This is a genomic window from Cellvibrio sp., assembly GCF_039207905.1.
In the GTDB taxonomy this organism is placed as follows: Bacteria; Pseudomonadota; Gammaproteobacteria; order Pseudomonadales; family Cellvibrionaceae; genus Cellvibrio.
The window spans coordinates 43,183-69,641 of the sequence record NZ_JBCECX010000009.1 but is presented as its reverse complement, the minus strand read 5'-3'; the positions used below and the strand labels follow the sequence as shown (position 1 = coordinate 69,641).

15 protein-coding genes are annotated in these 26,459 nt (G+C 47.6%); 7 read left to right on the top strand and 8 right to left on the bottom strand.

Annotation, left to right across the window (positions count from 1 at the left end):
* Positions 1-15: 15 nt before the first annotated feature.
* The 5 genes from AAGC78_RS07165 to AAGC78_RS07145 all read right to left on the bottom strand — a co-directional run bounded on the left by AAGC78_RS07165 (position 16) and on the right by AAGC78_RS07145 (position 8,940).
* The gene (locus AAGC78_RS07165) at positions 16-1,017 is read right to left on the bottom strand and encodes a DUF4380 domain-containing protein (RefSeq protein ID WP_435783375.1); all 1,002 of its coding nucleotides are present in this window, start codon (positions 1,015-1,017) and stop codon (positions 16-18) included.
* 128 nt (positions 1,018-1,145) lie between these two features.
* Entirely contained in the window at positions 1,146-1,391 is a 246-nt protein-coding gene (locus AAGC78_RS07160; RefSeq protein WP_435783374.1) for a TIGR02647 family protein, read from the bottom strand.
* Positions 1,392-1,547: 156 nt separating this feature from the next.
* On the bottom strand, positions 1,548-4,466 hold the full coding sequence (locus AAGC78_RS07155) for a DUF6055 domain-containing protein (protein ID WP_435783373.1): 2,919 nt from the start codon (positions 4,464-4,466) through the stop codon (positions 1,548-1,550).
* A gap of 187 nt (positions 4,467-4,653) precedes the next feature.
* Positions 4,654-6,540 (bottom strand): endo-1,4-beta-xylanase, encoded by a 1,887-nt coding sequence (locus AAGC78_RS07150; RefSeq protein ID WP_435783372.1) that lies wholly within the window; start codon positions 6,538-6,540, stop codon positions 4,654-4,656.
* Between the two features lie 327 nt (positions 6,541-6,867).
* On the bottom strand, positions 6,868-8,940 hold the full coding sequence (locus tag AAGC78_RS07145) for a glycoside hydrolase family 6 protein (RefSeq protein WP_435783371.1): 2,073 nt from the start codon (positions 8,938-8,940) through the stop codon (positions 6,868-6,870).
* Between the two features lie 1,241 nt (positions 8,941-10,181).
* Here AAGC78_RS07145 and AAGC78_RS07140 point away from each other — a divergent pair.
* The 6 genes from AAGC78_RS07140 to AAGC78_RS07115 all read left to right on the top strand — a co-directional run bounded on the left by AAGC78_RS07140 (position 10,182) and on the right by AAGC78_RS07115 (position 22,769).
* Entirely contained in the window at positions 10,182-13,226 is a 3,045-nt protein-coding gene (locus AAGC78_RS07140; protein WP_435783370.1) for a cellulose binding domain-containing protein, read from the top strand.
* A 525-nt stretch (positions 13,227-13,751) separates the two neighbouring features.
* The gene (locus tag AAGC78_RS07135) at positions 13,752-14,357 is read left to right on the top strand and encodes a DUF2214 domain-containing protein (protein WP_435783369.1); all 606 of its coding nucleotides are present in this window, start codon (positions 13,752-13,754) and stop codon (positions 14,355-14,357) included.
* A 198-nt stretch (positions 14,358-14,555) separates the two neighbouring features.
* Positions 14,556-17,405, top strand: coding sequence for a cellulase family glycosylhydrolase (locus tag AAGC78_RS07130; protein ID WP_435783368.1), 2,850 nt, complete (start codon positions 14,556-14,558; stop codon positions 17,403-17,405).
* A 27-nt stretch (positions 17,406-17,432) separates the two neighbouring features.
* A complete protein-coding gene (locus AAGC78_RS07125; RefSeq protein WP_435783367.1) occupies positions 17,433-20,816 on the top strand; it encodes a DUF1592 domain-containing protein in 3,384 nt (1,127 codons plus the stop codon).
* A 49-nt stretch (positions 20,817-20,865) separates the two neighbouring features.
* Positions 20,866-22,062: a DUF1552 domain-containing protein gene (locus tag AAGC78_RS07120; RefSeq protein ID WP_435783366.1), complete on the top strand. Its 1,197-nt coding sequence runs from the start codon at positions 20,866-20,868 to the stop codon at positions 22,060-22,062.
* A 158-nt stretch (positions 22,063-22,220) separates the two neighbouring features.
* A complete protein-coding gene (locus AAGC78_RS07115; RefSeq protein WP_435783365.1) occupies positions 22,221-22,769 on the top strand; it encodes a cytochrome b in 549 nt (182 codons plus the stop codon).
* Between the two features lie 25 nt (positions 22,770-22,794).
* On the opposite strand, the gene AAGC78_RS07110 is transcribed toward AAGC78_RS07115, so the two are convergent.
* The 3 genes from AAGC78_RS07110 to AAGC78_RS07100 form a co-directional block, all read right to left on the bottom strand.
* Positions 22,795-24,048 carry a valine--pyruvate transaminase gene (locus AAGC78_RS07110; protein WP_435783364.1) on the bottom strand — a complete coding sequence of 418 codons (1,254 nt, stop codon included), beginning with the start codon at positions 24,046-24,048 and terminating at the stop codon, positions 22,795-22,797.
* A 114-nt stretch (positions 24,049-24,162) separates the two neighbouring features.
* The gene (locus tag AAGC78_RS07105) at positions 24,163-24,528 is read right to left on the bottom strand and encodes a response regulator (protein ID WP_435783363.1); all 366 of its coding nucleotides are present in this window, start codon (positions 24,526-24,528) and stop codon (positions 24,163-24,165) included.
* Between the two features lie 174 nt (positions 24,529-24,702).
* The gene (locus tag AAGC78_RS07100) at positions 24,703-25,983 is read right to left on the bottom strand and encodes a YihY family inner membrane protein (RefSeq protein WP_435783362.1); all 1,281 of its coding nucleotides are present in this window, start codon (positions 25,981-25,983) and stop codon (positions 24,703-24,705) included.
* An 83-nt stretch (positions 25,984-26,066) separates the two neighbouring features.
* On the opposite strand from AAGC78_RS07100, the gene arsC reads away from it, so the two are divergent.
* Complete coding sequence (gene arsC / locus AAGC78_RS07095; RefSeq protein WP_435783361.1) at positions 26,067-26,423, top strand: arsenate reductase (glutaredoxin); 357 nt, start codon at positions 26,067-26,069, stop codon at positions 26,421-26,423.
* The last annotated feature ends 36 nt before the right edge of the window (positions 26,424-26,459 follow it).

Here is a 26,459-nt window from a genome sequence, read left to right as displayed (position 1 = left end):
TCTTTTTTTGGGGAGTTACATTTTTATGAGTTTGCTAGCGGCTAGCTCACGTAAAAATGCATTATGCGCGGCTGGAGTTTGTTCACCGGAATAAGGCAGAATCGTCCAGGTTTCTGTTGCGCTCATGGATTCGCGTGGTTTGAGCGTTTTATAAGGTGCGTGAACTTCTAACTCCAATAAACCTTCATTGAGGCTTGAATTTAAAAATTCCTGATAGAGTTCAATTTGCCCCTGCTCAGGATGAATCGCGCTTTTGGGTTGCAGATTGAATTGAATAATCAACAACTGATCATTGTTAAAGGCTGCCATCCAACCTTGCTTTGGTTGGATAAAGACTTTTCCTTTGCGCCCTTGGTGTGTCGTGGGCGACTGATTTTTCAGTGCAAAGATTCCATCATTAAAACTATGTTCTAACGGACCGTAGGTTGCATCGGTAAAGTGTTCGATGCGCACTTCATCCATACTGGCAACGGGCACATACACATAAGCGTTGTGAGGAACACGAGAATTAAACCAAATATCCCATGCGATATTTGAATCGCGAATATTTTTTGCACTTACGTCCAATCGGATTTGGTTAGGATTATCATCAACTAATGAAAATGTTTTTTGCATTGCCAAGCCTGATACGGGACTATTCGGGCTTTGCAATACTATTTTTTGTGGTGTTTTTTCTTGTACGGTATTTTTAGCAAGAATTAAAAAAGGATCAGGGGGCCAAACAGCTTTGGCTTTACGGCGCTCGTCATTTAATAGTTGGTGCAACCACCATTGGCTTTGCGGCCCAACCCAGGTTTCATGCCCAAAGTAGCTGATGTTATTGGAAGCGGGCGTGACATCCGGATGAGGATCACTCACCACCTCGGCACCAATACGCAAAAAATTAGGCTTGCCGACGAGGCCGGCAGATAAAATCCGGCCGCCGATATCAGGTGTAACCTCAAGCGCAACCGTGCCATTGTCTAACGGAATGCGCGTTACCTCTGCCTGCACAGACAAAGAAGACGATAAAAACATAAGCAAAAAAATCCTTCGAAAAAAGATACAGGTCGTGGGCATGTTGTGCTCTCTCACAGAATTTTTTTTAGATTTTTTTTGCAGTGTGCTGCGCTACCTGCGTTGGGTAAAGCATGCACAAGGTTGATTTATAGCAGCGGTTTGGAATTCAATATCTGCAGCAATTGTTGCAAATGCACAGAAGACTCATAACCCAGCGGGGTTAAATAACCACCATCGACTTGAGTTATTAATTGTTTTTCATAAAGCCGGCGAGTGGCTGAAATAACATCCGCCGATGCATCTGAATGAACCTTTAAGCCGGATTGGCTGGTACTGGTGTCAAACATACGCAGGACTTGCATTTCAGTCACTAATTCAGGGGATAGAGGCATGATAGATCTCCGTTATTATTAGGTAAGCCTGTTATAAATAGCATAGGCCGTGTCTATCGCCAAACTTTTATCTTAAAAAGCAGCGAATTACCCTAAATTTGATAACTCGCTGCCAGATCAAAAAACATCCCTGTTTGCATTACTTAACTCAGACTATCACGGGCGCCACACATAAGGTGGAGCCACAGTCACTTCGGTTGCACTGGATACACCGTTCCAGTCATTAGCGACAAAACCGTAGAAAGTGTTGCTCGATTTTCCACTCGCAACAAATTCCAGGTCGCCCATCAAGGTCGCCGTACCTGATGCAGATTGGTTAGAACCAAACCAACCCATCGGATAAAAGGTGCTGAGCACTTTTGCCGAGCCGCTGACATTGAAGCTGCTCGCCCCATGATGAGGATGACTTGCCACACCTATCAAGCTAAGCGCTCCAACAGTGCCGCCAGAGACGGTGCCATTGACAACGGTTGCCTGATTTTCTATCCGCGCATTACCACTGACATTACCCCCGACAATTTTTGCGTAGGGCCCGACATACACTGTTGATGGTGTACCACTCGGTGCACAACCACCACCGTTGCTGTGACGCACAGTGCCCGAGGGGCAAGCATCGCGCACGCCATTTTTAAATCCTTGCGGCCATGCGCCCTGCACTTCCACCATGTAGGGATAACGATAAATCGAAGGATAGGCTTTACCGTCGGATGGATTATCCCAGGTAATTTTTTGGTATGCGGTTGGCGTTGCAGTGACAACAAGGAATACATTTTCGCCGGGTGTTACACACAAATTTAATTCGCCATCGCTACCACGTTGCAATTCGGTGTAGCGCGCTTGCGTCATATTGCTATTGGTAGATACCAATCCCCAACGCCAGCCGGAATTTGCACCATTCTGCACAACTCCGCGGAAACTGACTTTAATGCTGGTAGCACCCGCTTCCGGGAATAATTGCACGGCGTTATAACCCCAGCGCTGCGGCGCCCAATAGTAAGGTGAAACAAAACGGCGATTTTGTGCGAAGTTCGCATCGAGCGACTCCAACTGCGTCAAACGCAAACGACGAGCGGTGTAGTTACCTGCATCAGCATTAATGTTGCCGTAATTCTGGCGATACACTGCACCTTGGTCTGAACCATCGGGATTTTTATAATCCCAAGTGATGTTGTGCATCGCCCATTCACCAAAGCGATCGTTTAATTGCTCGATACTCCAGTTTTGACTAAGCATTAATTTTTGCCAAGGATCACGCTGCCCTGCGGGGGCGTTGTAAGTCCACATATTATTGATCGCACTGTGACAATATTTATCTTTTACGAACTCGAAGAATTGCCAATTGCAGTAACGATTGCGCGTGTTGCCGTAATATAAATGTGGTGCGTTCACCAACATCTCTGAGCAATGCACATTGTTATCAAACAATTGGTGCGGCATCCAGTTCGCATGGGATTCATAAATCCAGCAACCTACTCCACCACAATCGCCAAAACCTTGCGTCATCGCTTGCACACCGTGCATAAATTCATGAGCCAAGCCCCAAGGATCATTCGCTGCACCAGGCCCAACCCACATGCCCATATAGTTCACGCCATTGCGTGACCAACCACCGCCCCACAACGGAAATTCATTATCAAAGTGGATAGCGGCTTTGTATTTTTGTGCAGAGTTACAATAAGGCTGCGGAAAATAAATGGGTGCACCAAAATAAGATTCCCAAATACCTTCCAATGTTGTTAATGCTGTCTGCGCATTTGCGGTAGTGATATTGGTTCCATCTTTCCAATAAACAGCAAAGTGTTCGGATTCCAAACGCAACGGCGCACCATTTTCCCCACCATCTTTTGGTGCAACCCAATTACCGGCAACACAATTATTCGCTGGAGGCGTTGAACAAGTTGAGCCAGCCCAGACGTTGTCTGCTTTGGGCGCGACGCACGCTTGCGGTACAACACTGGAGCTGGACGAGCTGCGCACAGAACTACTTGATACAGAAGAAGCAGCAATTGAAGACGGCACCAGCGATGATGCAATCGAGGAGCGGGAGCTGGAAATCACGGCGCTACTAATTGAAGAGCGACTGCTCGAAACCAATGCGCTACTAGCTGTAGAATTTATGCTCGATGCTTGGCTTGAAACGGTTCCGTTTTGATTCGCACCCAATACACGCCACTCTAAAATACCAGTGGATTGTTGCGTGTTAATCATGCGAACGCGCACACGATTGGTGGTTACACTAGGCACTGTTAGCGTATTAAAGCGATTAATCACCACTGGCACATTGCCAATCGCTATCCAACTCGAACCATTAAAATATTCCAGTACTGCTGTTGTTGGTGTAAGTACACCACCGGCATCATCAAACCAATAAATTTCAGATGATGAAATAGTGACCGGATTATTCCATTGGTACTCCACCCACTGGTAGCTGTTGGGATTATTCCAATTACCGTAAGCGCCCTTGGATTTATCGTTAGAATTTGCTGGCGTTGAATTATCATTGACTGCAGCCAATGTTTCCCACGAAGAAACGTAAGAAGTCGATGCTGTTGCTAGCAAAGCCAAATTAACAATTGAATTAGTGGCACTGGATAAGCTGCTGGCAACAAGTGAACTGCTTCTACTACTTATTACCTGAGCACTTGTTGTCGCATTACTTGATACTGCCACAACACTACTAGTAGTAGATGCGTTACAAATTGCACCATTAATAGTTGGTTTCTCTGCGCTACCGCCGTTTTTATCAACCTGAACACCAAAGCTGATAGATTGCCCAGGCTGAATACTGCCATTCCACGCCAGATTCATAGCAGCGTAGGGATTAGAGCCAGTTACATTTGCATTCCAACTACTGGTAACGCGGTTAGCAGAATATTGCCAGTTAACTGACCAACCATTAATGGCAACGTTACTCGTATTGGTAATAGTAATACTGCCGGTTAAACCATTATTCCATTCATTAGTGACCGAATAAGCACAGCTCGCGGATTGTGCACTTGCCTGCTGAAAAGCAGAGAGCACAAATACACCCATGCAGAATGCCATCCGGAAACGATTGAGTTTCGGAAGTTCCATAAAATTCTCCAGAGAAAAAGCGCTGTTGTAGTGTTAAATATTGACCGTATGCCATGCTTTTCGATGACGTTATTTTTATAACTGCTATTTTATTTACACATAAAATTTTTATCGTGGAATAACTTCTGGTTTTACGAAATTAAGGCAAAAAAAATCCCGCATAAACATGCGGGATTTTTTTAACTATTTACTGGCCAGTTAAACCATTGGCAAATCCTTGCAATGCTGGTTTAGGTTGGAAATTATTATCGAACAATAACGGCCAATCAGGATCAGATGCAAACCAGCTCTGGGCATCCCACGTTCCCCACACGGTAATACCACCGCGTTGAGCTGCAGGAACTGCACGCAAATACGCCGCAACAATTTGGCGATAGCGCTCAGCTTGTGCTGCCGCTGCTGCAGTAGTCAAGCTGGTATATACCGGTGCGGATGAGTTGTATTTGTTATTTACGCGCACATCAAGCTCGGTAATTTTTACTTTCAAACCACGTTGGGCAACTGCACGGAATGACGCTTCAATATTGGCGATGCTTGGCCAATCCGGCAATACGTGCATTTGGAATCCCACACCATCGATAGGCACACCGCGCGCTTTTAATCCATCGACTAAATTAAGCATACGCGTGGTTTTGGCATCATTGGTTTCAGTGTTGAAATCGTTGTAGTAAAGATCGGCAACTGGATCAGCCTCATTGGCCCAAATAAAGGCTTGGTCAATAAAGTTAACGCCCATTTTTTGATAGAACACTGAATTGCGGAAACCGTTAACCGCATTGCCATCGCTATTTTCTGCAATCGCTTCGTTCACCACATCCCAACTGGCAACTTTGCCAGAGAAATGTGCCGCAATGGTTTGCACATGGGTTTTCAACATTGCAGGGAAATCACCGGAATAACTTTTCATGAAATTCGGCACCTGGTAATCCTCATGCCAAATTAATGCATGTGCGTGAACGCTTAATCCGTTTTGACGGGCGAAATCAACAAGCGCATCTGCATTCGCAAAACTGAAGGTCGTTTCACTCGGATGCATATAGCTCATTTTCATAATGTTCTCAGCCGTTAGCTGATCAAAATGCTGGAACAAAACTGATTGTTGCTGACTGCTACCCAACACACTATTAGCTTCCGAACCGGCGCGCACGGCAACCCCAATCGGGAAATCAGCAAGCGCTTTTAAACTCAAGCTCGCTGCACTGCTTGCCACACTGGATGACGAGCGAATACTTGAACTACTCGGCGCAATACTTGAGGCAACACTCGATCCAATGCTCGACCCAATACTCGAACTGGATGGTGCAACACTCGACGGCGCGCTCGAACTTGATAGCGCGATACTGGAAGCAACACTCGAACCGCCACCCACTACACCGTAAGGTGCTGGTTGACTGGTACAAGTCGTACGCGAAATACAACTTTTGTTATTTTCATAACCCCAACCACTTTGGGTTGTGACACACAATGGATAAAGCGTGCCGTACCAATTACATTGCTGCCCACTTGCCGGACTTGATGCAATCGAACTGGAAGCAACTGACCTGCTACTAGCGCTACTGCTCAATGCAATTGGCGAAGATGAACTTCTTGCACTGCTAGCTGGTGCGGAAGACGATGCCGGTGTCGATGAAACACTGCCCCCACAAATACTGCCAGTTACTGTTGGACGTTCGGCACTGCCGCCGCGCTTATCAACTTGGAAACCAAATGAAACACTTTGCCCGGGTTGAATAGTTCCATTCCAGGCAAGATTAGTCGCAGCGTAAGGATTACTGCCGCTGACAGTTGCATTCCAGGAACTTGAAAGACGATTCGTCGTGTACTGCCAACCAATATTCCAACCATTTATCGCAGTTGTACTGGTATTCGTGATTGTTATTGCACCGGTTGCACCGGTATTCCATTCATTGCTAATGCTGTAACTACAATTTGCTGATTGTGCGAAAGAATGCTGCGCGAGAAAACTTGCCGCCAACATAGTCGCCATACCCAGCGTTTTTTTTATCAACGCAGATTGCATGGTGGTATCCCCTGCTGTGGTAGTGAAAGATGAATTATTGTTATGGCGATTCACTCCATGAATCCTGCAGTCCTGAGTGTTGACCTACATAAATAATGATTCGATTCTGAAATTATTTTTGGCGATCCACCAAGCAGAAATAAACCGGCAAAAATAATCTAAGAAAAAAGGCGAGACCGATGAAAAATCCGGCCTATCACGCGGAACAGGCCGGAAAAATCACAGTTGTTTCAGGGATAACACTTGGAATCTGGCAAGCAGTCGGGAGCTGTCATTAAACCGTCCCGCCCGCCTGAATCCATTGGGGAAAAAATCGTCCTTGATCGGGGCATCTCTCCAAATGCCTGTCCATGCACACTCTCACTCAATGTGCCGACCCAATTACTGCAGCGGTGGGTAAGCGTTGTTCAACAATACTTGCAAACCTTCTTTGAACCAACGACCAGCAACTGGTGCATTTGGCAAGGCACCGGTGTCGACGTTAGAGCCGCTGCCAGGATTGTAGTTGTAAGTTGGATCACACATACGATCGAAACCTTTTGCTGGATCTTGTGGGTCGTAAGACAACGCAAGAGACGCAGCACCATCAGATTCACCCGGCGGTTTCACCCAAACATAAGCATCAACACCAGCAACCGGCGCTACACGTGGACGCTCACCGATACCACCACTTTGGTTACACCAGTTGCCACGATGGGTACGACGATCAAGACGTGATTGATCAACAAAGGTATCCAATACCGTGCTGGTTGATTGCGCCGCTGGACGGTTTGGACCACCCCAACCGTTACGGCCAGTATCGATCAACATACCAATGGTGCTTGGGAAACCAGCAGAGATCATTGCGTTACGCCATGCTTGCACGAAAGTTACTTCGCTGAAGTGCGGGTTCCACTCGTAGAATTTCGCTTGTCGAGTTTGGGTACCACCGCCGCTGCCAGGGAATGCGCTGTTAGCGAGAGAATCGAGGAATGGCTCGTACAATGGAGTGTAACCAGATGTGTTAGAAACGAATCCTGCAACAGTATTAACACCACCGGTTGCACCTTTGATTGCATCACCGATCAAAGTTACTGCTTTACCGAAGTTATCAGTCCAACCCAACCAGCCAGAGTGGCCGATATCAACGTATGAATATACGTTTGGAATGGTGTAGAGCTTGCTCAAGGTGTAACGAGTGTTAGCTACGTAACCGTGAGTTGCATCGGTAGCTTGTTGACACTCTGGATCGCTCAGGTTGGTCACAAGGTTCGGCAATGAATCTGGCTCGATGATGGCAATAATGCGCAAGTTTCTGTATTTGCTATCACCAAAAATTGCAGCGATTGCATCAACATATTCAGTGCGATAACGAGCAGTACCCTCAGCACCTTGTTTCAATTCACCGTTTGATGCCAACGCATGGCAATCGCGATTCGGTAGATCGTAAACAACGATTTGAATTACGTTTGCATTTTGAGCCAAGGCTGCATCCAAATGATCACGCAAACCGTAGCTACCATCGGTCGGTGCGATAGCGCCGATACGGTCCATCCACACCGCAGTGTTGTAACCTGCGATTTTTGAACCATTAGTTTCACCTTGCGCTTTGGCAGACCAGATTGGATCTATGTACCAACGCGCATCAACAAATGGGTTATCCAAACGCTCACCTGGCGTTACGCTAGACACTGATGAACTTGAGCGAGAACTAGGTGCAACAGAAGAGCTACTTGGAGCCGAACTTGAGGTTGTTGGAACACTTGAGCTGCTCGGTGCACTTGAGCTTGTTGTCGTCACAGAGGAGCTGCTTGGAGTAGTTGGCACGCTACTCGATGATGGAGCTACGCTACTGGATGAACCACCCACTACATTCAAACAAGTTGAACGAGCGATACAGCTCTTGTTGTTTTCCCAGCCCCAACCGCTTTGCGTAGTCACGCACAATGGGTAGAGAGTGCCGTACCAGTTACATTGCTGGCCGCCATTATTGATCACGCTTGAACTTGAACTACTAACCACAGGAGTTATAGGGCTGCTTGAGCGAGAAGAGCTGGTATTTGGCACGCTAGAGGGTGCTACAGAACTGACCGAAGTACCCGAACAAATGCTGCCCGTCAGACTCGGAACTTCTGCTGTGCCGCCACGTTTATCAACCTGAAAACCAAAGCTGGTGCTCTGGCCTGGTTGAAGCGTGCCATTCCATCCAAGATTCGATGCAGTGTATGGATTGCTACCACTTAAATTTGCATTCCATGAGCTGGTAAGGCGGTTAGTTGCATATTGCCACCCCACAGTCCAACCGCTTACAGCAGTAGTGCTGCTGTTGGTAATCACGATCTCACCGGTGAGGCCGGTGTTCCACTCATTGCTGATTTTGTAAACACAGCTGGCCGCTGCACCTTGGCTGGCTGCGGCCAACCCAAGGCTTAGCAAAGCAGCCAAGCCATAGGTTTTTCTTATGGGAGTTGTCATTCAGGTTCTCCTGGGTTCCAGTGAGTAAGGCAAAAGCCTCGTTATTATTTTGCATCCATTATTGCGGACGCTGATTTATCCCTACATTCCGGTAAGGTCGCCGCGAAATCATCTGCGGCATTATCGATCCATCAATAGATTTGTTAGCGCAATCTTTTAAATTGAAAAGCAAGGCAAGGCCAAAAACATCATTAAGCGTATTGAAATTAAATTTTCAGGATGAAAAACCTAACGATTACTGCTCTTCACTAAAGCGAGATAAAATTACAAAGGGTTTGATAAATCAAAGATAACAACAACTATTTTTAATTTTTATTAGTAAATTTTGTGTATGAAATAAATTCATTAGCTAACTGAAACTCTAAATTCATTAAAATTTATTAGCATAATTATTATTTTTATTTATCCAATGATCTGCGAATAAACTCTCACTGCGCACTTGTATACCACAAAAATATTCAATACAAGATTGCGCTATCATTTAGGCGACAAATTTTGATTAGGGAGAAGCAAAGAGGTGAAAAGCTACCCTTGACCACTCTCAAATCTAAAAAAACATAAATTATTTTTTAAAACTGCCGACTTAGTGAAAATCCCATTACCAATTAGGCAATGCTCACAAGGTTGAATTTGATTTTTATAATTTTTAGGTATTCAGAGGGACTCTTTTTCAAGAACTTTTCAGTCCCGATCAAGAAGATGTTCTGCTCAAAACTTACGCCGAGCATCAATTTTCGACACGTTAGTGTAAAAGTTTTCCAATAGCAAGCAGGACAATAAAATTTATATGACTTACCTGCTTTAACGATAAACCTGTGAACCAGCTCACCAATTCATCAGTAAACTTAATGTTAAATTTAAAAAAGAGCGCAATGAAAACCCGATTTTTTACGCGGGGCTTTGCGAAAAAAATAATAAAAGCAAGCTGTAGTTTTTTAATTGCATACCTCATCAACCAAAAATCGCAAGAATTATTTTCGGTTCGACAATTTAGTAAGTTAACCAGTATTTGGCAAAGATACTTCATTAACTTGCACACAATCCTCTTTAGGAAATGTGCGTTTTTGTCTTTGTTTTCAGCAATGAAAATAAAAGGCACGAAGGAAAAGCGCATCAAAAACAAAGAGAATTTATATTTCATTAATTTCAACTCTGCCACACCACACTTAAGTTTTTATTGATAAAAACTTAAGTTCAATAATCATTGTGTCGCAGAAACGATGATAATAACGGAGAAAAAAATGAAAAAAATCCAAAAAAAATACCGCCATGCTGCCCTTCCTTTTTTTATTAGCAGCATGTTGGGGTGTGCGTTTTTCGCTGCGAATCCGACGCTGGCAGCACCATCCGAATCCTATAACTGGAACAACGTGCGCATTGATGGGGGCGGGTTTGTACCGGGAATTATCTTTAACCAGAAAGAAGCAAACTTAATTTATGCCCGCACCGATATCGGCGGCGCCTATCGCTGGGATGCATCCACCAAGAGCTGGGTTCCCCTTCTCGATTGGGTCGGCTGGGACAACTGGAACTGGAATGGCGTACTGAGTTTGGCAACTGACCCGGTAGATACTAATCGCGTTTATGCCGCAGTAGGCATGTACACCAACACTTGGGACCCTAACAACGGAGCGATCCTGCGCTCAAGTGATAAAGGTAAAACCTGGCAAGCGACTGAGCTGCCGTTCAAAGTCGGTGGGAATATGCCCGGGCGTGGCATGGGCGAGCGCATGGCGATTGACCCGAATAAAAATAACATCATTTATTTTGGTGCCGAAGGTGGCAACGGTCTCTGGCGCTCCACCGACTACGGTGTAACTTGGGCAAAAGTAAGTAACTTCACTAACGTCGGTAATTACGCGCAGGATCCAAACGACATCAATGATTACCTGAATAAAAACCAGGGTGTTATCTGGGTTACTTTCGACCCAACGTCCAGCCAATCAGGCACCGCCTCCAACGTCATTTATGTTGGTGTTGCTGACAAAGAAAACTCGGTTTATAGAACCACAAACGGCGGTGCTAGCTGGGAACGAATTCCGGGACAACCTGTTGGATTCCTGCCACACAGAGGTGTCTACGATCACGCCAACGGCATCCTTTATATTTCCACCAGTGATACCGGCGGCCCTTATGACGGTGGCAAGGGTGATGTGTGGAAATTCACCCCCAGTACCGGAACCTGGACTAATATCAGCCCTATTCCCTCTAGCAGCAGTGACCTTTATTTTGGCTATTCAGGGCTGACTATTGATCGTAAAAATCCAAAGACGTTAATGGTTGCGACGCAAGTTTCCTGGTGGCCTGACGCCATCTTCTTCCGCACCACTGACGGCGGTGTGACCTGGACGCGCATTTGGGATTGGACGAGTTACCCAAGCCGCAGCCTGCGCTATTTAATTGATATCGCCGAAGTGCCCTGGTTGAACTTCGGTATCACCAGCTCTTCAGATCCAGCGGTACCAACCGTGAAACTCGGCTGGATGAATGAATCGGTCGAAATCGATCCGCACAATTCCAATCGCCTCATGTACGGCACAGGCGCGACTATCTACGGCACAGAAAATCTAACCACTTGGGATACCGGTGGACAGATACTTATTAAGCCCATGGTTAAAGGTCTCGAAGAAACCGCAATTTTAGATGTGGTCAGCCCACCAGTTGGCGCACCGGTTTATTCCGCGATGTACGACATTGGCGGTTTCAAACACGATGACCTGACCAAAGTGCCCACCAGCATGTACACCAATCCAAACTTTGGCGGCAACAGCAGCATCGATTTCGCTGAGTTGAAACCTGCCACTATGGTTCGCGTCGGTTTTGCTACCAATACCACTGGCGGTATCGCGATTACCACAAATGCCGGCAGCAGTTGGTGGCAAGGGCAAACACCGGGCGGAGCAACCTCGGGCGGCAATGTCGCAGTATCGGCTGACGGCACCAGCATTGTCTGGGCACCGGGCGGCGCAACAGGTGTTTTTGTATCGACAACCTTCGGTAGCAATTGGACAGCGATTCCCGGATTACCTGCAGGGGCAGTAGTAGAAGCGGATCGCGTTAACCCATCCAAGTTTTACGCACTTTCCGGAAGCACCTTCTATATAAGTACCGATAAAGGCGCCACATTCAAAGCATCAGCAGCAACCAACCTTCCGGCAGCGCGCAAATTCAAAGCCGTCTACGGTTATGAAGGCGATATTTGGGTAGCTGGTGGCAGCAAGACAACAACCTACGGCTTGTGGCACTCAACCGATTCTGGCGCAACTTTCTCGCAGCTCGCTAATGTAGAAGAAGCTGATAACGTTAGTTTCGGAAAAGCAGCTAGCGGCCAAACTTATCCAACCATTTTTATCATCGGCAAAGTTGACGGTGTGCGCGGTGCATTCCGCTCCACCAATCAAGGTGCAAGCTGGGTGAGAATCAATGATGACCAACATCAATACGGCAATTTTGGTGAAGCAATTTCGGGCGATCCACGTATTTATGGTCGTTTGTATTTAGGCACTAACGGTCGCGGATTACTTTATGGTGACTCAGCCGGAATTGTTACTTCATCAAGCTCAAGTTCAATCGCATCATCAAGTAGTTCGCTAAGCAGTTTATCAAGCAGTATTGCAAGTGTTGCCAGCAGCTCTCGCTCAAGCAGTTCGATTTCAATTTCATCGTCAAGCAGATCCAGTAGTTCGAGCAGCGCAATTTCATCCAGCGCATCGAGCAGTTGCACAACGCTAAACGAACAGTGCAATTGGTACGGCACGCTCTATCCAACATGCGTGACAACTCAAAGTGGTTGGGGTTGGGAAAATCAAAAGAGCTGCATTGCGCGCAGCACTTGTAATACGCAGCCAGCGCCGTTCGGAATTGTGTCTGCGTGCAGCGTTAATTCATCCATCGCCAGTTCAATTGCAAGCTCTATTGCAAGCTCAATTCGCAGTTCGGCTGCGAGCTCTGTAATTAGCTCGTCGATTAGCTCAGTAGCATCAAGCAAATCATCTGTCGCATCGAGTGCAATCAGCTCTGCATCGAACACCGGTAATATCACTGCTGCAATGAAAATCACCAGTGATTGGAATTCAGGATATTGCGCAAGCGTCACAGTTACCAACAATGGCACCAGCACGGTCACTTGGACGACCAGCATTACCATTACCGGAACACTCAGCAATGCATGGGGCGCAACTGCAACGCAGTCGGGTAGTACACTCGCATTGAAAGGTTTGGCTTGGAACGCTGAGCTGCAAGCAGGGAAATCAATTACCGATATTGGCTTCTGTGCAAATAAATAATTTGTTAGAAAACTGAAAATAAACATGGCAACGGGTGGTAGTTGTCATGTTTATTTGATGTGAATTTTACCTATGAATAAAAAATCTGTTTTAGGCGATTTATTTTTAAAATTAATTGAAATTGAGATAAGTTTTCTCTATTTTGTGAATTGATCGCGCTGTCAATTTGCGTTACCGTGGAATAATAAACATAACAATAGATCTACCGTTAAAAAGCCATTTTTAATGAACAAGAACATAGCGCCAAACGGATAATTAAGGCGCCAGTATTATAAAAGCCGTGATAAGAACGAGGGAAATAAGTGCCCAATTCGCGAGAGTTATGCACTTTTCTGCTTCACCTTCCAGTAGAAATTAATTTGCGCGAAAGCGTTTTTAGAGAAATTTTCCGGTCGTAAAAATTCATTTTCAATTTTTTCGCCGAAAACCTTTATTGACAATTTGTTAGCGCAATCATAATAAACAAAATATAACAAAGTAATAACAATAACCTGACTGAAAACAACAACAAAGGCGCGGACGACTATGAAGACGTTGATTGTTTATGCCCATCTCTTGGCTGCTTGTGTGGCCGTAGGTATTTTGCTTATCCAGGACTTGGCATTAGCCAAATCCAAAGGTAGTCCCCTGTCGGCAACAGCGATCAGGGATCTCACTAAATCTGCTGAAATTATGTTTATCGCTTTGGTCGTTTTGTGGATTTCCGGCTTGGCATTGGTGCTGCTCGGTTATCTGGAAAACCCGCAGCAATATCTGATGAATGAAAAGTTGTGGGCAAAATTTACAGTTGTATCTGTCCTCACACTTAATGGCATTGCCCTGCACTATTTCAGTTTCCCGCGCGTCACTTCGCGCAAGGGATTACTCGGGTTGCCAACATTTGAACAAATTCTTGTCGCACTGACTGGCGCTCTCTCCTCTGTCTCCTGGTTATTTGCCTGTTATCTCGGCATTGCCCGTCCGTGGAATTACACCGTGGACTACAGCTTCGTCATGTTCATTTATTCGGGCCTGCTGGTTGCAGCATTTATCGTTGCAGGAGAAGTGCTACGCGCTATGCGCCGGGCTGAACCAGAGCCGCCCACACTCACCGAGCAAATCCGGTTAAACGCTTCCCGTAAGTTTGATTAAAACCTTGGCTCGATACTTATGTATCGAGTCTTTGTGCATGAAAAAGGCCGTAAATGACAGCGCTGTAAATAGCTGCCACTTCGGCTGGGATGTTTGAGTTTTTTTGCTTTTGTTCCACTTGTTTTACCCGTTTTGACAATAACGATTGTTGATGACCGTTACCGGTGAGAGCCGGTATTTACCTCCGAGGAAGACACTATGAGTAGCTTTAAAGCCTCTGCGATCGACCCGCGCGTGGCGGGAGTGCTAACGCGCTCCCTCTGTGTGGCAGGGTTCTCCCTGGCTGTATCCGCTCTTTCCACCCAGGCTTATGCCGGCTGCCAATACGTAGTCGCTAACCAGTGGAATAATGGATATACCGCCACAATAAAAATAACCAACGATGGGTCTACCGCGATTAGTGGCTGGAACATTAACTGGCAGTACAGCGGCGATAACCGCATTACTAGCAGTTACAACGCCACTTTGACTGGCACCAACCCCTACTCTGCAACCAACCTGAGCTGGAATGGAACTATCCAGCCCAAACAATCGGTTGAGTTTGGTTTTCAGGGCAGCAAAGGCGCTGCTAACGCAGAGGTACCGGTCGTTAACGGTACGGTATGTGGAACCACCACCACATCTTCAGTTGCTGCAGTTTCCAGCTCACGCTCTTCATCCTCGGCAGTTAGCCAAGGCGTAGCGCCGCTGGTAGTACAAGGCAATAAAGTGACCGCTAACGGTCAACCAGCAAATCTGGCAGGCATGAGCTTGTTCTGGAGTAATACGGGTTGGGGCGGCGAGAACTACTACAACGCCCAAACCGTGTCTTGGTTGAAATCCGATTGGAAAGCCAATCTTGTGCGTGTGGCGGTAGGTGTTGAAGCCGACGGCGGCCTTCTGACCGATTCGACCAATAAGACTCGCGCGATGACCGTTATTGACGCGGCGATTGCCAATAACATGTATGTGATTATTGATTGGCACACCCATACTGCCGAAGCCAATAAGCCGGCTGCTATTGCCTTCTTTAAAGAAATGGCAACCAAGTATGGCAACTACAACAACGTGATTTATGAGGTGTATAACGAACCGCTGCAGGTATCCTGGAGCAATGTTATCAAGCCTTATGCGACTGACGTCATCAAAGAAATCCGCGCTATTGACCCGGACAACTTGATCATTGTTGGTACTCCTGCCTGGTCACAAGATGTTGATGTGGCGTCGCAAGACAAGATTACTGCCTACAGCAATATCGCTTACACCCTGCACTTCTACGCAGGCACGCACAAACAATTCCTGCGCGATAAGGCACAAACCGCGCTTAACAATGGCATTGCGTTGTTCGTGACCGAATGGGGCACAGTGAATGCGGATGGCGACGGCAGTGTAGATGCCACTGAAACCGCTACCTGGCTCAACTTCCTCAAAACCAACGGTATCAGCCATGCAAACTGGTCGCTGACCGATAAAGTCGAGGGCGCATCTGCGCTAGTTGCCGGTGCAAGTGCAAACGGCGGCTGGACAGCTGCACAACTGACTCCATCCGGTACTCTGGTTCGCAACGCTATTATCGCTAACAACGGCGGCACAGTAGCCACCAGTTCTTCGCGTTCCAGCACTGCACCATCGTCTGTATCGTCAAGTTCTACTGCTTCTGTAAATAACGGCGCAGGAGTTCTCTTCACCGAAACTTTTGAAAACGGTGCAGTAAATACCCAACCTACCGGCTGGCAAAACTTCATCAATTGGACTGCTAATAACAGCAATACAATCTCAGGCACCAGCTATGCGTTGATCGATAGCTCAAAAGCCTATTCCGGCAGTAAATCCATTCATTTCAAAGCCAACGCAAACCCTGCACCTGCGCAAATCGTGCGTGAAATCCCAGCCGGAACACAACGTCTGTACACTCGTGCATACGTTAATTTGAGCGTTCCTTTCGGCAATATCGTTGGTGATAATCATGAACACATCTTCGGTACCAAAGGAACACTTGATGCGAATAACGAAATTCGTGTCGGTCAAATTAAGGGAGTTCTTGGTACTAATGAGTTCGGCAGCGACAACATTTCACCAACTCGTCCCAAATGGGAGAGTGGACTTCAATTAGCGGCCAATACCTGGTACTGCGTAGAAGCTGCCTATCTGCTCGATCAGCCTTACGACACACTTCATATGTGGGTGAATGGCAATCTGGTTCACACTATCGATTCAGAAGATGACTGGGGCAATGGATCAGAACCAGCGGATTGGATGGCCGACAAATTCAAATATGTCATGTTTGGCTTCCACAGCTTCAGCCAACGTAATGCTGATGTATGGATGGACGATATAGTTGTATCAACCCAACCAATCGGCTGCGGCACTGTTGCTCAATCAAGCTCTAGCACACCTAGTTCTGTAGCACCTTCGTCCTCCAGCAGCTCATCTGTCGTTGTAGTTCCGCCTTCATCATCCAGTGTGGCAACTACCAGCTCCAGATCTTCGTCATCTGTTGTACCAAGCAGCAGCTCAGCTATCTCGTCATCATCAGCAGCAAACAACGCTGCCTGGTCACTGGATACTACTGCGTCTTACCTGAACTTTGTGACTACCAAAAACACCAGCAACGTGGAAGTGCATAACTTCACCACCATCAACGGCTCGATCAGCAGCGCCAACGTGGCAACCCTGACTATCGATTTGAGCACGGTAAACAGCGGCGTTGCACTGCGCGATCAGCGTATGCGTGACTTGTTGTTCGATGTGGTCAACTTCCCGTCAGCTACCGTGACCGTACCAGTACCTGCAACCCTGATCAGCAGTCTCGCAGTTGGCCAATCAGCTACCACTGATATTTCAGCCACCCTGAACCTGCACGGTGTGAATGGCACTATCACGACCAAAGTCTCCGTCCAAAAACTGTCCAGCAACCGCGTCCTCGTACAAAGCCTTTCTCCGATCCTGGTTAAAGCGGGCGATTACGCACTTGCCGATGGTGTAGAAGCCCTGCGCGCCGCAGTTGGTATCGCCTCGATCAATGTCTCCGTACCCGTGGACTTCGCGCTCGTCTTTGACGCCCGTTAATTGGATGAAGCATAGAGAGAACTTATCATGAAAAAATTATTGAAAATGTCGATGCTCTCCACCGGGTTAATGGCCCTGGGGATCATGGCATCCAGCGGCGTTAACGCCCAGGGTGCCTGTAGTGTGGCTTACGATACGGTAAACACCTGGGGCAACGGTGGCCAATACAAGGTCACTGTTACCAATACCGGTGCAGCCAAAACCAGCTGGGAACTCTGCTGGACGTTCGCAGGCAATGACGTTATCCCCAATCTTTGGGATGGCATCCTTACCCAAACTGGCAAAAACGTGTGCGTGAAAAATGCCGCGTACAACCCCAACCTGCCCGCCAACGGCACTGCAACCTTTGGTTTCCTGGTTAACAATCCGGGTACCATCCCCACAGCATTCACCTTGAATGGTGCATCCTGTGGTGGCACAGCTAGCAGTACGCCAAGCAGCGTGCCAACGACCAGTAGTAGTCGAAGCAGTAGCAGTGTGGCACCAACAACAGCCGCTCGTTGGTTACTGGATGGCACTAACTCCACCTTCAACTTTGTTACTGTGAAGAAAAATACCGCCGGTGTGGAAACACCTGAAAGTATGACCTTCACCCAGTTACAAGGCACAGTGGCAACCAGCGGCCAAGCGACTCTGACCATCCCTCTGACCAGCATTTCTTCTGGCGTGGATCTACGCAACACTCGCTTGAAAGAGATTCTGTTCGAGTCACAGTACTTACCAAGCCTGCACTTCACTACACAGCTTGATTTGGCAGCGATTGATGCCATGGCAGCCGGTAGCGTCGCAGTTCAAAGCGTGACGGGTAATCTGGTTCTGCACGGTGTAGTTAAGTCAGTAGTATTTGATGCATTGGTCGTGAAGCACGCGAACAACAGCGTCAGTTTCTCTCCACGCAAACCTATCGTAATCAACTCTGCTGATTTCGATTTGAATGCCGGAGTTGAGGCGCTACGTGCCCTGATGAGCCTCACCACTATTGGCGAAAAGGTTCCGGTTTACTTCAAAGTCTTCCTTAACCGCGACAACCCTACCAATATTGCTGCGATTACTTTGCCAACTGCACCTAACGCACCACTCAGCTTGAGCGGTACCGTTAGTAATGCTACTGGCGCCGCTAGCTTGAATTGGGCGGATGCAAGCAATAATGAAACCGGCTTTTTGGTTCGTCGCAAACTGGGAGCAACCGGCCTCTGGACAACGGTAACAGGCACTGCGGCTAACACTGTTAGCTACAGCGACGCTCTGACAACTGCCGGCAGCTATGACTACAAAGTCATCAGCTACACCGACAGCGTTCCATCAACTGCAACCAGCCCACTGACTCTGGTGTACGCAACTGCTACAACATCAGCATCTTCCGTAAGCAGCGGTTCGAGCACCTCAGCAACCTCGGTGAGTTCATCAAGCAAGAGCGCAAGTTCACTTAGCTCTGGTAGCTCAAGCAGCAGCGGTAATCTGGTGGGTGACGTAACTCGCGGCGCGGCGCTTTGGACCCAACGTAGTTGTGTCGGTTGCCATGGTGTGGACGGTGCGAAAAACGCCAACGGTACTGCAGCGATCATTCAGCTAAACCCTAACCGTACTTTCTATCGCCACAGAAACGATACTCAGGATCGCTCACTGCGTGACTTTATCGCCCTGTGGATGCCACAAGGTGCTGAAGGAACCTGTACTGGCCAATGTGCTGCTGACCTTGAGGCTTATATCTGGACCTTCCGTAAACCAAGTGATGGCACTCCGGATGTACCAGTGTCTTATTTCAGCTGTCCATCCAACGCGCCAAGCTACGGCCAAAGAACCTTGCGTTTGTTAACCAAGCTTGAATACCAACGTTCAGTCAAAGACTTGGTGGCTTACCAAGCAGATGTTACTGCAAGTTTGCCCGATGACTTTGTGTCTGGTGCGTTTGTAAATAACAACACCTTGTCTATCGATAAGACCCGCTACACCAGCTATCTGGCTAACGCAGAGCGTATCGCTACCGATGTTGCTACACGTTGGAATGCAGTACTTAGCTGTACTCCATCTACCAGCTGTGCAAGCACATTGGTTAATACTCTCGGCCCACGTATCTTCCGTCGTCCGCTGACTACCGAAGAACAAACAGCCTATTTGGCAGTTGCTAATGGCACCACCGGTGGTCGCACTGTGGCTGACGGTATGCAAGTAGCACTGACCGCCATGTTGTCATCACCGCAGTTCTTGTACCGTTCTGAAGTAGGTACGCTCTCAAGCAGCGGTGTGTACAAACTTGATGGTTACGAAATGGCGACTTACATGGCCTATACCTTCACCGGTACTACGCCAACACCTACGTTGATGGCGGCAGCTGCCAACGGAACCTTGAACACGGCTACCGGTATTCGCCAACAAGCAACGGCCTTGCTCAGCTCAGCTAACACTAAGCTCCTGTTAACCGATCTGGTAAACCGCTGGTTGTTGACTGAGAAAATCGAAACTCTTACCAAACCTGCGGTAAGCAATTTCGCTGCTCTCGGCGCAGACATGAAGAATGAGCTGGGTAAAAACTTTGCCTATGCGATGCTGGAAACCAATGGTTCATTTGCCAATATCTACAACCCAAGTTACACCCACGTTAACCAACGTCTGGCTACCCACTACGGCGTACCATTCAGCGGCACGCAGGACAGCGACGGCTTTGCTCGTGTAACTACCAATGATCGCGGCGGTATTCTGATGTCCGGTGCATTTATGTCCCGTTACGCCAGCACTACCGACTCCAACATGATCACCCGTGCAGTAGCGATTCGTCGTAAGTTGATGTGTCAGGATATTCCTGAGCCACCGTCAGGTGTGAGTCTTGATCGTGAACAATTGTTTGCGCAAGACCGCGAGTTCTATGAGAACCCACATACTACCCAACGCATGATTTTTGATCGTCTGACCGGTGGAACTACCTGTTCCAACTGCCACGGCGAGATCATCAACCCATTGGGTGGCGGACTGGAGAACTTTGACGTTGCTGGTCGTATTCGTACAACTGACCTGAAAGGTAATGCGATTGTGTCTAGCGGCACCTTCTACTCTCCTTATCCACAACTGCAGTTCCTGAACGATCCGGATCGCGTGCGCTACACACCAGAGATTCAATTCAACGGTGCCAAAGATCTTGCACGTACGATTGTTGAACACCCACAAGTAGCTGGCTTGGCTCAAACCTGTCTGGCTACCCAATTCGTGAGCTACAGCTCGGGTATCAACTCAATCTTCTTGATCGACTCCGATAGAGAAGTTGGCTACAAGCGCATCAGCAAAGAGGAAGAAAATGCTTACCGCTGCGATGTGTCTGACTTGACCAACATACTGACCACCAGAGGCCCACGTGCAATGCTTGAAGAAATTCCAGCATTGGAATCTGTGATGTACCGGAAGGAGTGGGCGCGCTAATGCGCGCCCCCTTTTCCCTCGCCTTGTTAACGAATTGGAGTAAATAAAAATGAGATATAGAGACTGCTTCGATAAAGAGCGTAGAGATTTTCTGCGCATCGTGAGCAACGCCGGTATTTCCGCCGGTTTGCTGAGAGCCTCCAGCCTGATTGGCGGAGTTATGCTGGCGCGTACAGCAGAAGCACAAAGTGGTGTACCAACCAAAAGCTGCTTGATTTTCTCCGGTGGCGGTTGCCAGCCTGCATTATGGTATCCAAATGGTGGAGTGTTTCCTGCCCAATCCGCGCCGCTGCAAACCCATTACAGCAAAATTGCAGTAATGAAAAACGCATCACTTACCGGTGCAGGCCACGGCATAATGTTCCATCGTTTCGATAACGCCTCTTTCTCCAGAGACAGCTTTGACGTAAACATGGGACGCACCATTGGTGCTAACTATCCGGTTAAATACCTGAACGTGGGAACTACTGAAGAGTCGCAGCTGAGCCGCGAAGGCAATGCGAGTAAACCGACTATCACTAGCCCGCAAACTGCACTGGATATCCTCTTTAGCGGCGGCACCAGTACCTCCAGCGGTACCGCACCAAGAAAATCCATTGTTGATCTGCACTATCCCGCTGTTAACAGTTTGAAAACCAAATTGGGACAGCATGAAAAAGAGAAACTGGACAGCCACTTCACGGCGATCCAGGAGATCGAAGCAGCAATTGGATCTGGCGGCGGTGGTGGTGGTGGCTCATGCCCAAGACCTTCCAGCACAGCAGTTACTGGTTTTGACTCTCTCGCAAAATTGCAAACTGATATTGCGGTGCTTGCACTGAATTGTAATTTGACTGCTTCAGTATCAATTGCATTCGGTTCAGATGCGCACAACCATATCTTTGATGCGTTGGGCGGTCGTTCATCACACCAATCGCACCACTTCAATCAAGCGCAATACACCGAAGACATTGCCTACATGCAGAGCTTAACCAAAAATGTATTGGATAAACTCAATGCTCAAGGTTTGCTGAGCTCCACCACTGTGTTCCAAATGTCGGACATGGGCCTTGCAGATGCACATGGCAATGATGATGTACCTATGATCCTCGCTGGTGCTGGTATTGCAGGTGGACGTACATTGGAATTGGGCAAAAAGACCCAAGCTGATATCTTCCACACCCTTGCGCTGAAAATGCGTGCAGACCAAAGTCCGAACAGCACTGCTTACCGTAACTGGGGTGGCAGTATTATCGCCGGACTCTAAGGCTTTACTTCTCCTTATGGCGTCGGAGTATTACCTCTGGCGTCTAAAGGAGATTTCAATTACATTTTCCCCGCTGTAACCTCCCGTTTTAGCAAAGCAACTTCATAGCTGTAAAAAAATCAAAACTATTTCTATAACAATAATGAGTAAATGCAACCATGATGAGAGATTCCAAAAACAGTTTCGGTATTGCCAGCATTTTTTTCCACTGGGTCAGCGCTTTATTGACTTTATTTTTATTTGGCCTTGGCGCCTATCTGACCAGCTACGGTTATTATTCCCCTGACTATTTGAGTATTGCGCATTTGCATTACGCGCTAGGAGTTATTCTGGCTGGCGTGATTATTGTCAGGCTTGTGTGGCGCCTCACCAGCAAAACACCCAAGACACTGGTTAATTCCGTACCTGCAAAAATAGGTATTCCACTGAGTAAATTTTTACTTTATGTTTTTCTATTTATTATCTTAATAAGTGGCTATTTAATTTGTACTGCAGAAGGCCAATCGATTAATGTCTTCGGTTTATTCCAGCTTCCGTCGGTAGTATTGTTGGAAGTGGAACAGCTGAATATCGCGGGATTAACTCACAAATATGTAGCCTGGATTCTGATGGGATTAGTGCTGATTCACGCTGGCGCCGCACTGGCGCATCACTTCTTTTTGCGCGACCGCACGCTGGTTCGCATGCTCAAGCCAAGTAAAGATTAATTTACTCTGTCCATTTCTTTATCGCCTACGCAGTGTAAATTTTCCTCACTTCGTCGGCGATAATCTGTGCCCCCTGCTCCACCACATTCGGATCCTGACAATAAGTTACACGAATGCACTCATGGGAATGCTGCCAATCCCCTTTCAAGCCCGGAAAAAAGTGATGTCCGGAAACAACTAAAACACCACGCGCTTTCAAACGTTGATAAAGTTCTTCACTACTGATCGGTAAATCCTTAAACCACAACCACAGAAAGATCGCGCCTTCCGGTTTATGGATAAAGCACGGCAGATCGCCAAGATGTTTTTTAAAGGTCGCAACCGCATGTTCCATTCGTGCACGATAAAATGGTGCAACGACCTCACGGCTCAACTGCAAAATTTTTCCATCCGTCAATAAATGCCTTGCTAACGCAGGGCCGAAATTTCCCGTCGCTAAACTCAAAATGGTATTGGCTTTAGCGAAAGCATTAATCACATCAGGATTCGCGATCACAATACCGGTACGCGCACCGGGCAAACCTAATTTGGAAAGGCTCAACACCAAAATGGTATTGTCATTCCAATGGGGTTCGGCATTGGTAAATAAAATATTGGGGAAAGGAGTGCCGTAAGCGCCATCGACAATAAACGGAACCTTGTGCAAGCGCGCCAGTTCATCCAGCTTGACCAACTCTTCATCGCTGATCACATTGCCCGTAGGATTTGTGGGGCGCGATACACACAGAGCACCCGTCTCGGCAGTAATTTTTAATTGCGCAAAATCCACGTGATATTTAAAAAAGCCATCGGGTAACATTTCAATGCTGGGACGAGTTGAGGTAAAAAAATCCGCATCGATACCCAAATCGCTATAACCCAAATATTCTGGAGTCAGCGGTAATTGAATTCGTTTTTTACTGCCATCCGCATAGTCACCCGCGAATAAATTGAACAACACAAAAAATGCAGATTGGCTACCATTAGCAAGCGCAATATTCACGCGCGAAATCGGCCATTGATATTCGCTGTGCAAGAGCGCGGCTATGGCATCCAACAATTCCGCATCGCCCTGCGGTGGTTGGTACACACCTAACAGTTGATGTGTCTCCGCAGGATTATCCAGCGTTGCCCGCAACGCCTCCTCAAACGCTTGCTCCATTTCTGGAATACGCGCCGGGTTACCGCCGCCCATAAAAATCATATCGGGATTAACACGCAGCGCCTCACCTAGGTCATCCATCAGGGTGACTATGCCAGCATCAGTACAAAGTTTTTGGCCGAAGCGAGAAAATTGCATAAAGGAACACCAGATTAATTGGGACGGCTTGCGAAAGCCGTGCAATCTAGCGGGTACGATGTGAAAACACTAGGGGATTAAATCAGCCTGAACGTTTTAACAAGGGTCAGGCTTTTAGATAAGACCAAATTTCTTCAAGGTCTCGGCCAGCTTGTCAGCATTAACCGGTTTTTGAATGAACTCGATTGCGCCCAGCTCGGTTACACGGGCATGGGCTGTGGGCTGGATATCGCCAGAGATCACGATGATCATGGCATCAAGCCCTTCGTTTTTCACTGCTTCCAACACCTGATAACCATCCATCTCCGGCATGGTCAGGTCGAGAAACACCATTTCGCCTTTGCCTTCGCGAATCGCCTGCAATCCCTCTGCACCGTTGGTAGCAAAGGTGATATCGACATCCCATCCTTCGGGTAGTGAGCGCGCGACTTGCTTGCGCGCCATCATGGAATCATCACAAATCAGCAGAGGTGTCGCCATGGGTTAAACGTATCTTTTTAATTAGTGAATTTAATTACGAACGAGTTAACCAATCCTGGTCATTAGGTGACAAATTGACCGCACCCAATGCCGGGAACGCTCATTCACCATAAGTTACTGGAGAGTATAGTCAGGGATTTTTAATAGCAGAGAGTTTTTTACCCTCCTTTTCGTTTAGATCGCCGGATCAACCTTGGCGGCAATTGCAGAACCGGCCTCTTGCTCAAACAAATCAGCAATACTCACTGACAACAAAGCCTCCCGGCTGGCGTCTACATCGCCCAGATACTGGATGGCAGCCGGCCCCCAAGGTAGGCCGCGTAGATAGCGATGATCCTGCGGGAGCTGGTGCGGCAAGTTCAGGATATTCGCCAATTGCTGCAAACTGAGCAATTTCAGATTCTGGCTAAGCAGAAAATCGCCTTGATAGTTGGAGGTAAGCACCCGGTTTTTTACCAAAGCCCCACGGATACGCCCCCACTGCTCTGCCGATAATCCCTGATGCATCAGCGCTCGCTCGGATACTGCCGCTCCATCCGCCGAGGCGCGATAGCAGCGCCAGAGAATCAGCAGGCTGGCCAGCAAATCAGGATAATTGCGGTCGCGCAGGTCGATCTGATGGGCTCCAATGGTATGCACAAACACGGCACCACCAAGAACCACCGTCCAGATCAAATTCACCCACAACAGAAATAACGGTAGTGCGGCAAAGGCGCCATAGACCAGAGAGAAAGAAGAATGACCGACAATCCAACCAAACGCGGCCTTAAGACCCTGAAAGCCCAAAGTCGTGAAGAAACCGCCGATCAGCGCATGGCGCACCGAGACTTTGCAATTAGGGACCGCGACAAATAACAAGGTGAATGCCGCCCAAGTTAATACCCAAGGCGCAAATTGCAGCACCCATTCGAATACGCCGAGACTATCGTAGGTGCCGACTAATAGCCGGAAGGAAGTGAGATAAGTGCTCATCGCCAGCGCAACGCCCAGCAACAATGGCCCCAAACTCAGGATCGCCCAATAGAGTAAAAAGTTGGCGACACCGCGTCGGCCACGGGTTACTCCCCAAATTGCGTTAAAGTTTTGCTCGATATTTTTGAGCATTAAATAGGCGGATATAACCAGAAACAACAAACCAAAGGCGGTAAGTTGCCGCGCTTTAGCCGTAAAATCGGTGAGATAACGCCCCAAATCCTGCTCGCTATTGGGCAAAAAATGCTCAAACAACACTGACTGCAATTGATCGCCGAGATTCTGAAATGCGGGAATAATAGAAAACATCGCAAAGGTCACCGTCATCATCGGCACAGTTGCAAAGAGGGTGACATAGGTCAGTGAGGCGGCACTTTTCTGGCATTCCTTGGCTTGGTATTGGCGCACCATCAAGCAGAGAAATCCCCATAACCAGCGATAATTCCTACGCGCCAACTCACGCAGGGAGTGCATTTGCAACATAACGTTAAATCCTTAAACCAAGTCGGGGCGCAGCCGTTATAATCTGCCGCACCATCACGAATAGACGTTATTGAGAGAGAATTATGGTCACACTTTATCACAACCCGCGCTGCTCAAAATCGCGCGACGCGTTGAGCCTGTTGCGTGAGCAGGGCCATGAGCCTGAGATAGTTCTCTATTTGGATACTCCGCCCAATGCCAAAACCCTGAAAGCCCTGCTCGTTAAGTTGGGCATAAGTGCACGCGATTTGTTGCGCAAAGGTGAGGATGCTTACAAAGAGCTGCATCTGGCTGATGAAAAATTAAGCGAAGCTGCGCTGATCAAAGCGATGGTTGAGAATCCGAAATTGATTGAGCGCCCGATTGCAATTAATGGCGATAAAGCGGTGATTGGCCGTCCACCGGAAAATGTTTTGCAAGTAATTATCCAGCGCAAATAACCGCCTGATCAGCATGCGAGACACGCCGTAAATACG

Excerpts from the sequence above, each read along its gene's own strand:
- AAGC78_RS07100 (WP_435783362.1), bottom strand. The coding sequence starts at position 25,983 with ATGTTGCAAATGCACTCCCTGCGTGAGTTGGCGCGTAGGAATTATCGC.
- arsC (WP_435783361.1), top strand. The coding sequence starts at position 26,067 with ATGGTCACACTTTATCACAACCCGCGCTGCTCAAAATCGCGCGACGCG.
- AAGC78_RS07130 (WP_435783368.1), top strand. The coding sequence starts at position 14,556 with ATGAGTAGCTTTAAAGCCTCTGCGATCGACCCGCGCGTGGCGGGAGTG.
- AAGC78_RS07145 (WP_435783371.1), bottom strand. The coding sequence starts at position 8,940 with ATGACAACTCCCATAAGAAAAACCTATGGCTTGGCTGCTTTGCTAAGC.
- AAGC78_RS07125 (WP_435783367.1), top strand. The coding sequence starts at position 17,433 with ATGAAAAAATTATTGAAAATGTCGATGCTCTCCACCGGGTTAATGGCC.
- AAGC78_RS07160 (WP_435783374.1), bottom strand. The coding sequence starts at position 1,391 with ATGCCTCTATCCCCTGAATTAGTGACTGAAATGCAAGTCCTGCGTATG.
- AAGC78_RS07115 (WP_435783365.1), top strand. The coding sequence starts at position 22,221 with ATGATGAGAGATTCCAAAAACAGTTTCGGTATTGCCAGCATTTTTTTC.
- AAGC78_RS07165 (WP_435783375.1), bottom strand. The coding sequence starts at position 1,017 with ATGTTTTTATCGTCTTCTTTGTCTGTGCAGGCAGAGGTAACGCGCATT.
- AAGC78_RS07120 (WP_435783366.1), top strand. The coding sequence starts at position 20,866 with ATGAGATATAGAGACTGCTTCGATAAAGAGCGTAGAGATTTTCTGCGC.
- AAGC78_RS07140 (WP_435783370.1), top strand. The coding sequence starts at position 10,182 with ATGAAAAAAATCCAAAAAAAATACCGCCATGCTGCCCTTCCTTTTTTT.
- AAGC78_RS07135 (WP_435783369.1), top strand. The coding sequence starts at position 13,752 with ATGAAGACGTTGATTGTTTATGCCCATCTCTTGGCTGCTTGTGTGGCC.
- AAGC78_RS07155 (WP_435783373.1), bottom strand. The coding sequence starts at position 4,466 with ATGGAACTTCCGAAACTCAATCGTTTCCGGATGGCATTCTGCATGGGT.
- AAGC78_RS07110 (WP_435783364.1), bottom strand. The coding sequence starts at position 24,048 with ATGCAATTTTCTCGCTTCGGCCAAAAACTTTGTACTGATGCTGGCATA.
- AAGC78_RS07105 (WP_435783363.1), bottom strand. The coding sequence starts at position 24,528 with ATGGCGACACCTCTGCTGATTTGTGATGATTCCATGATGGCGCGCAAG.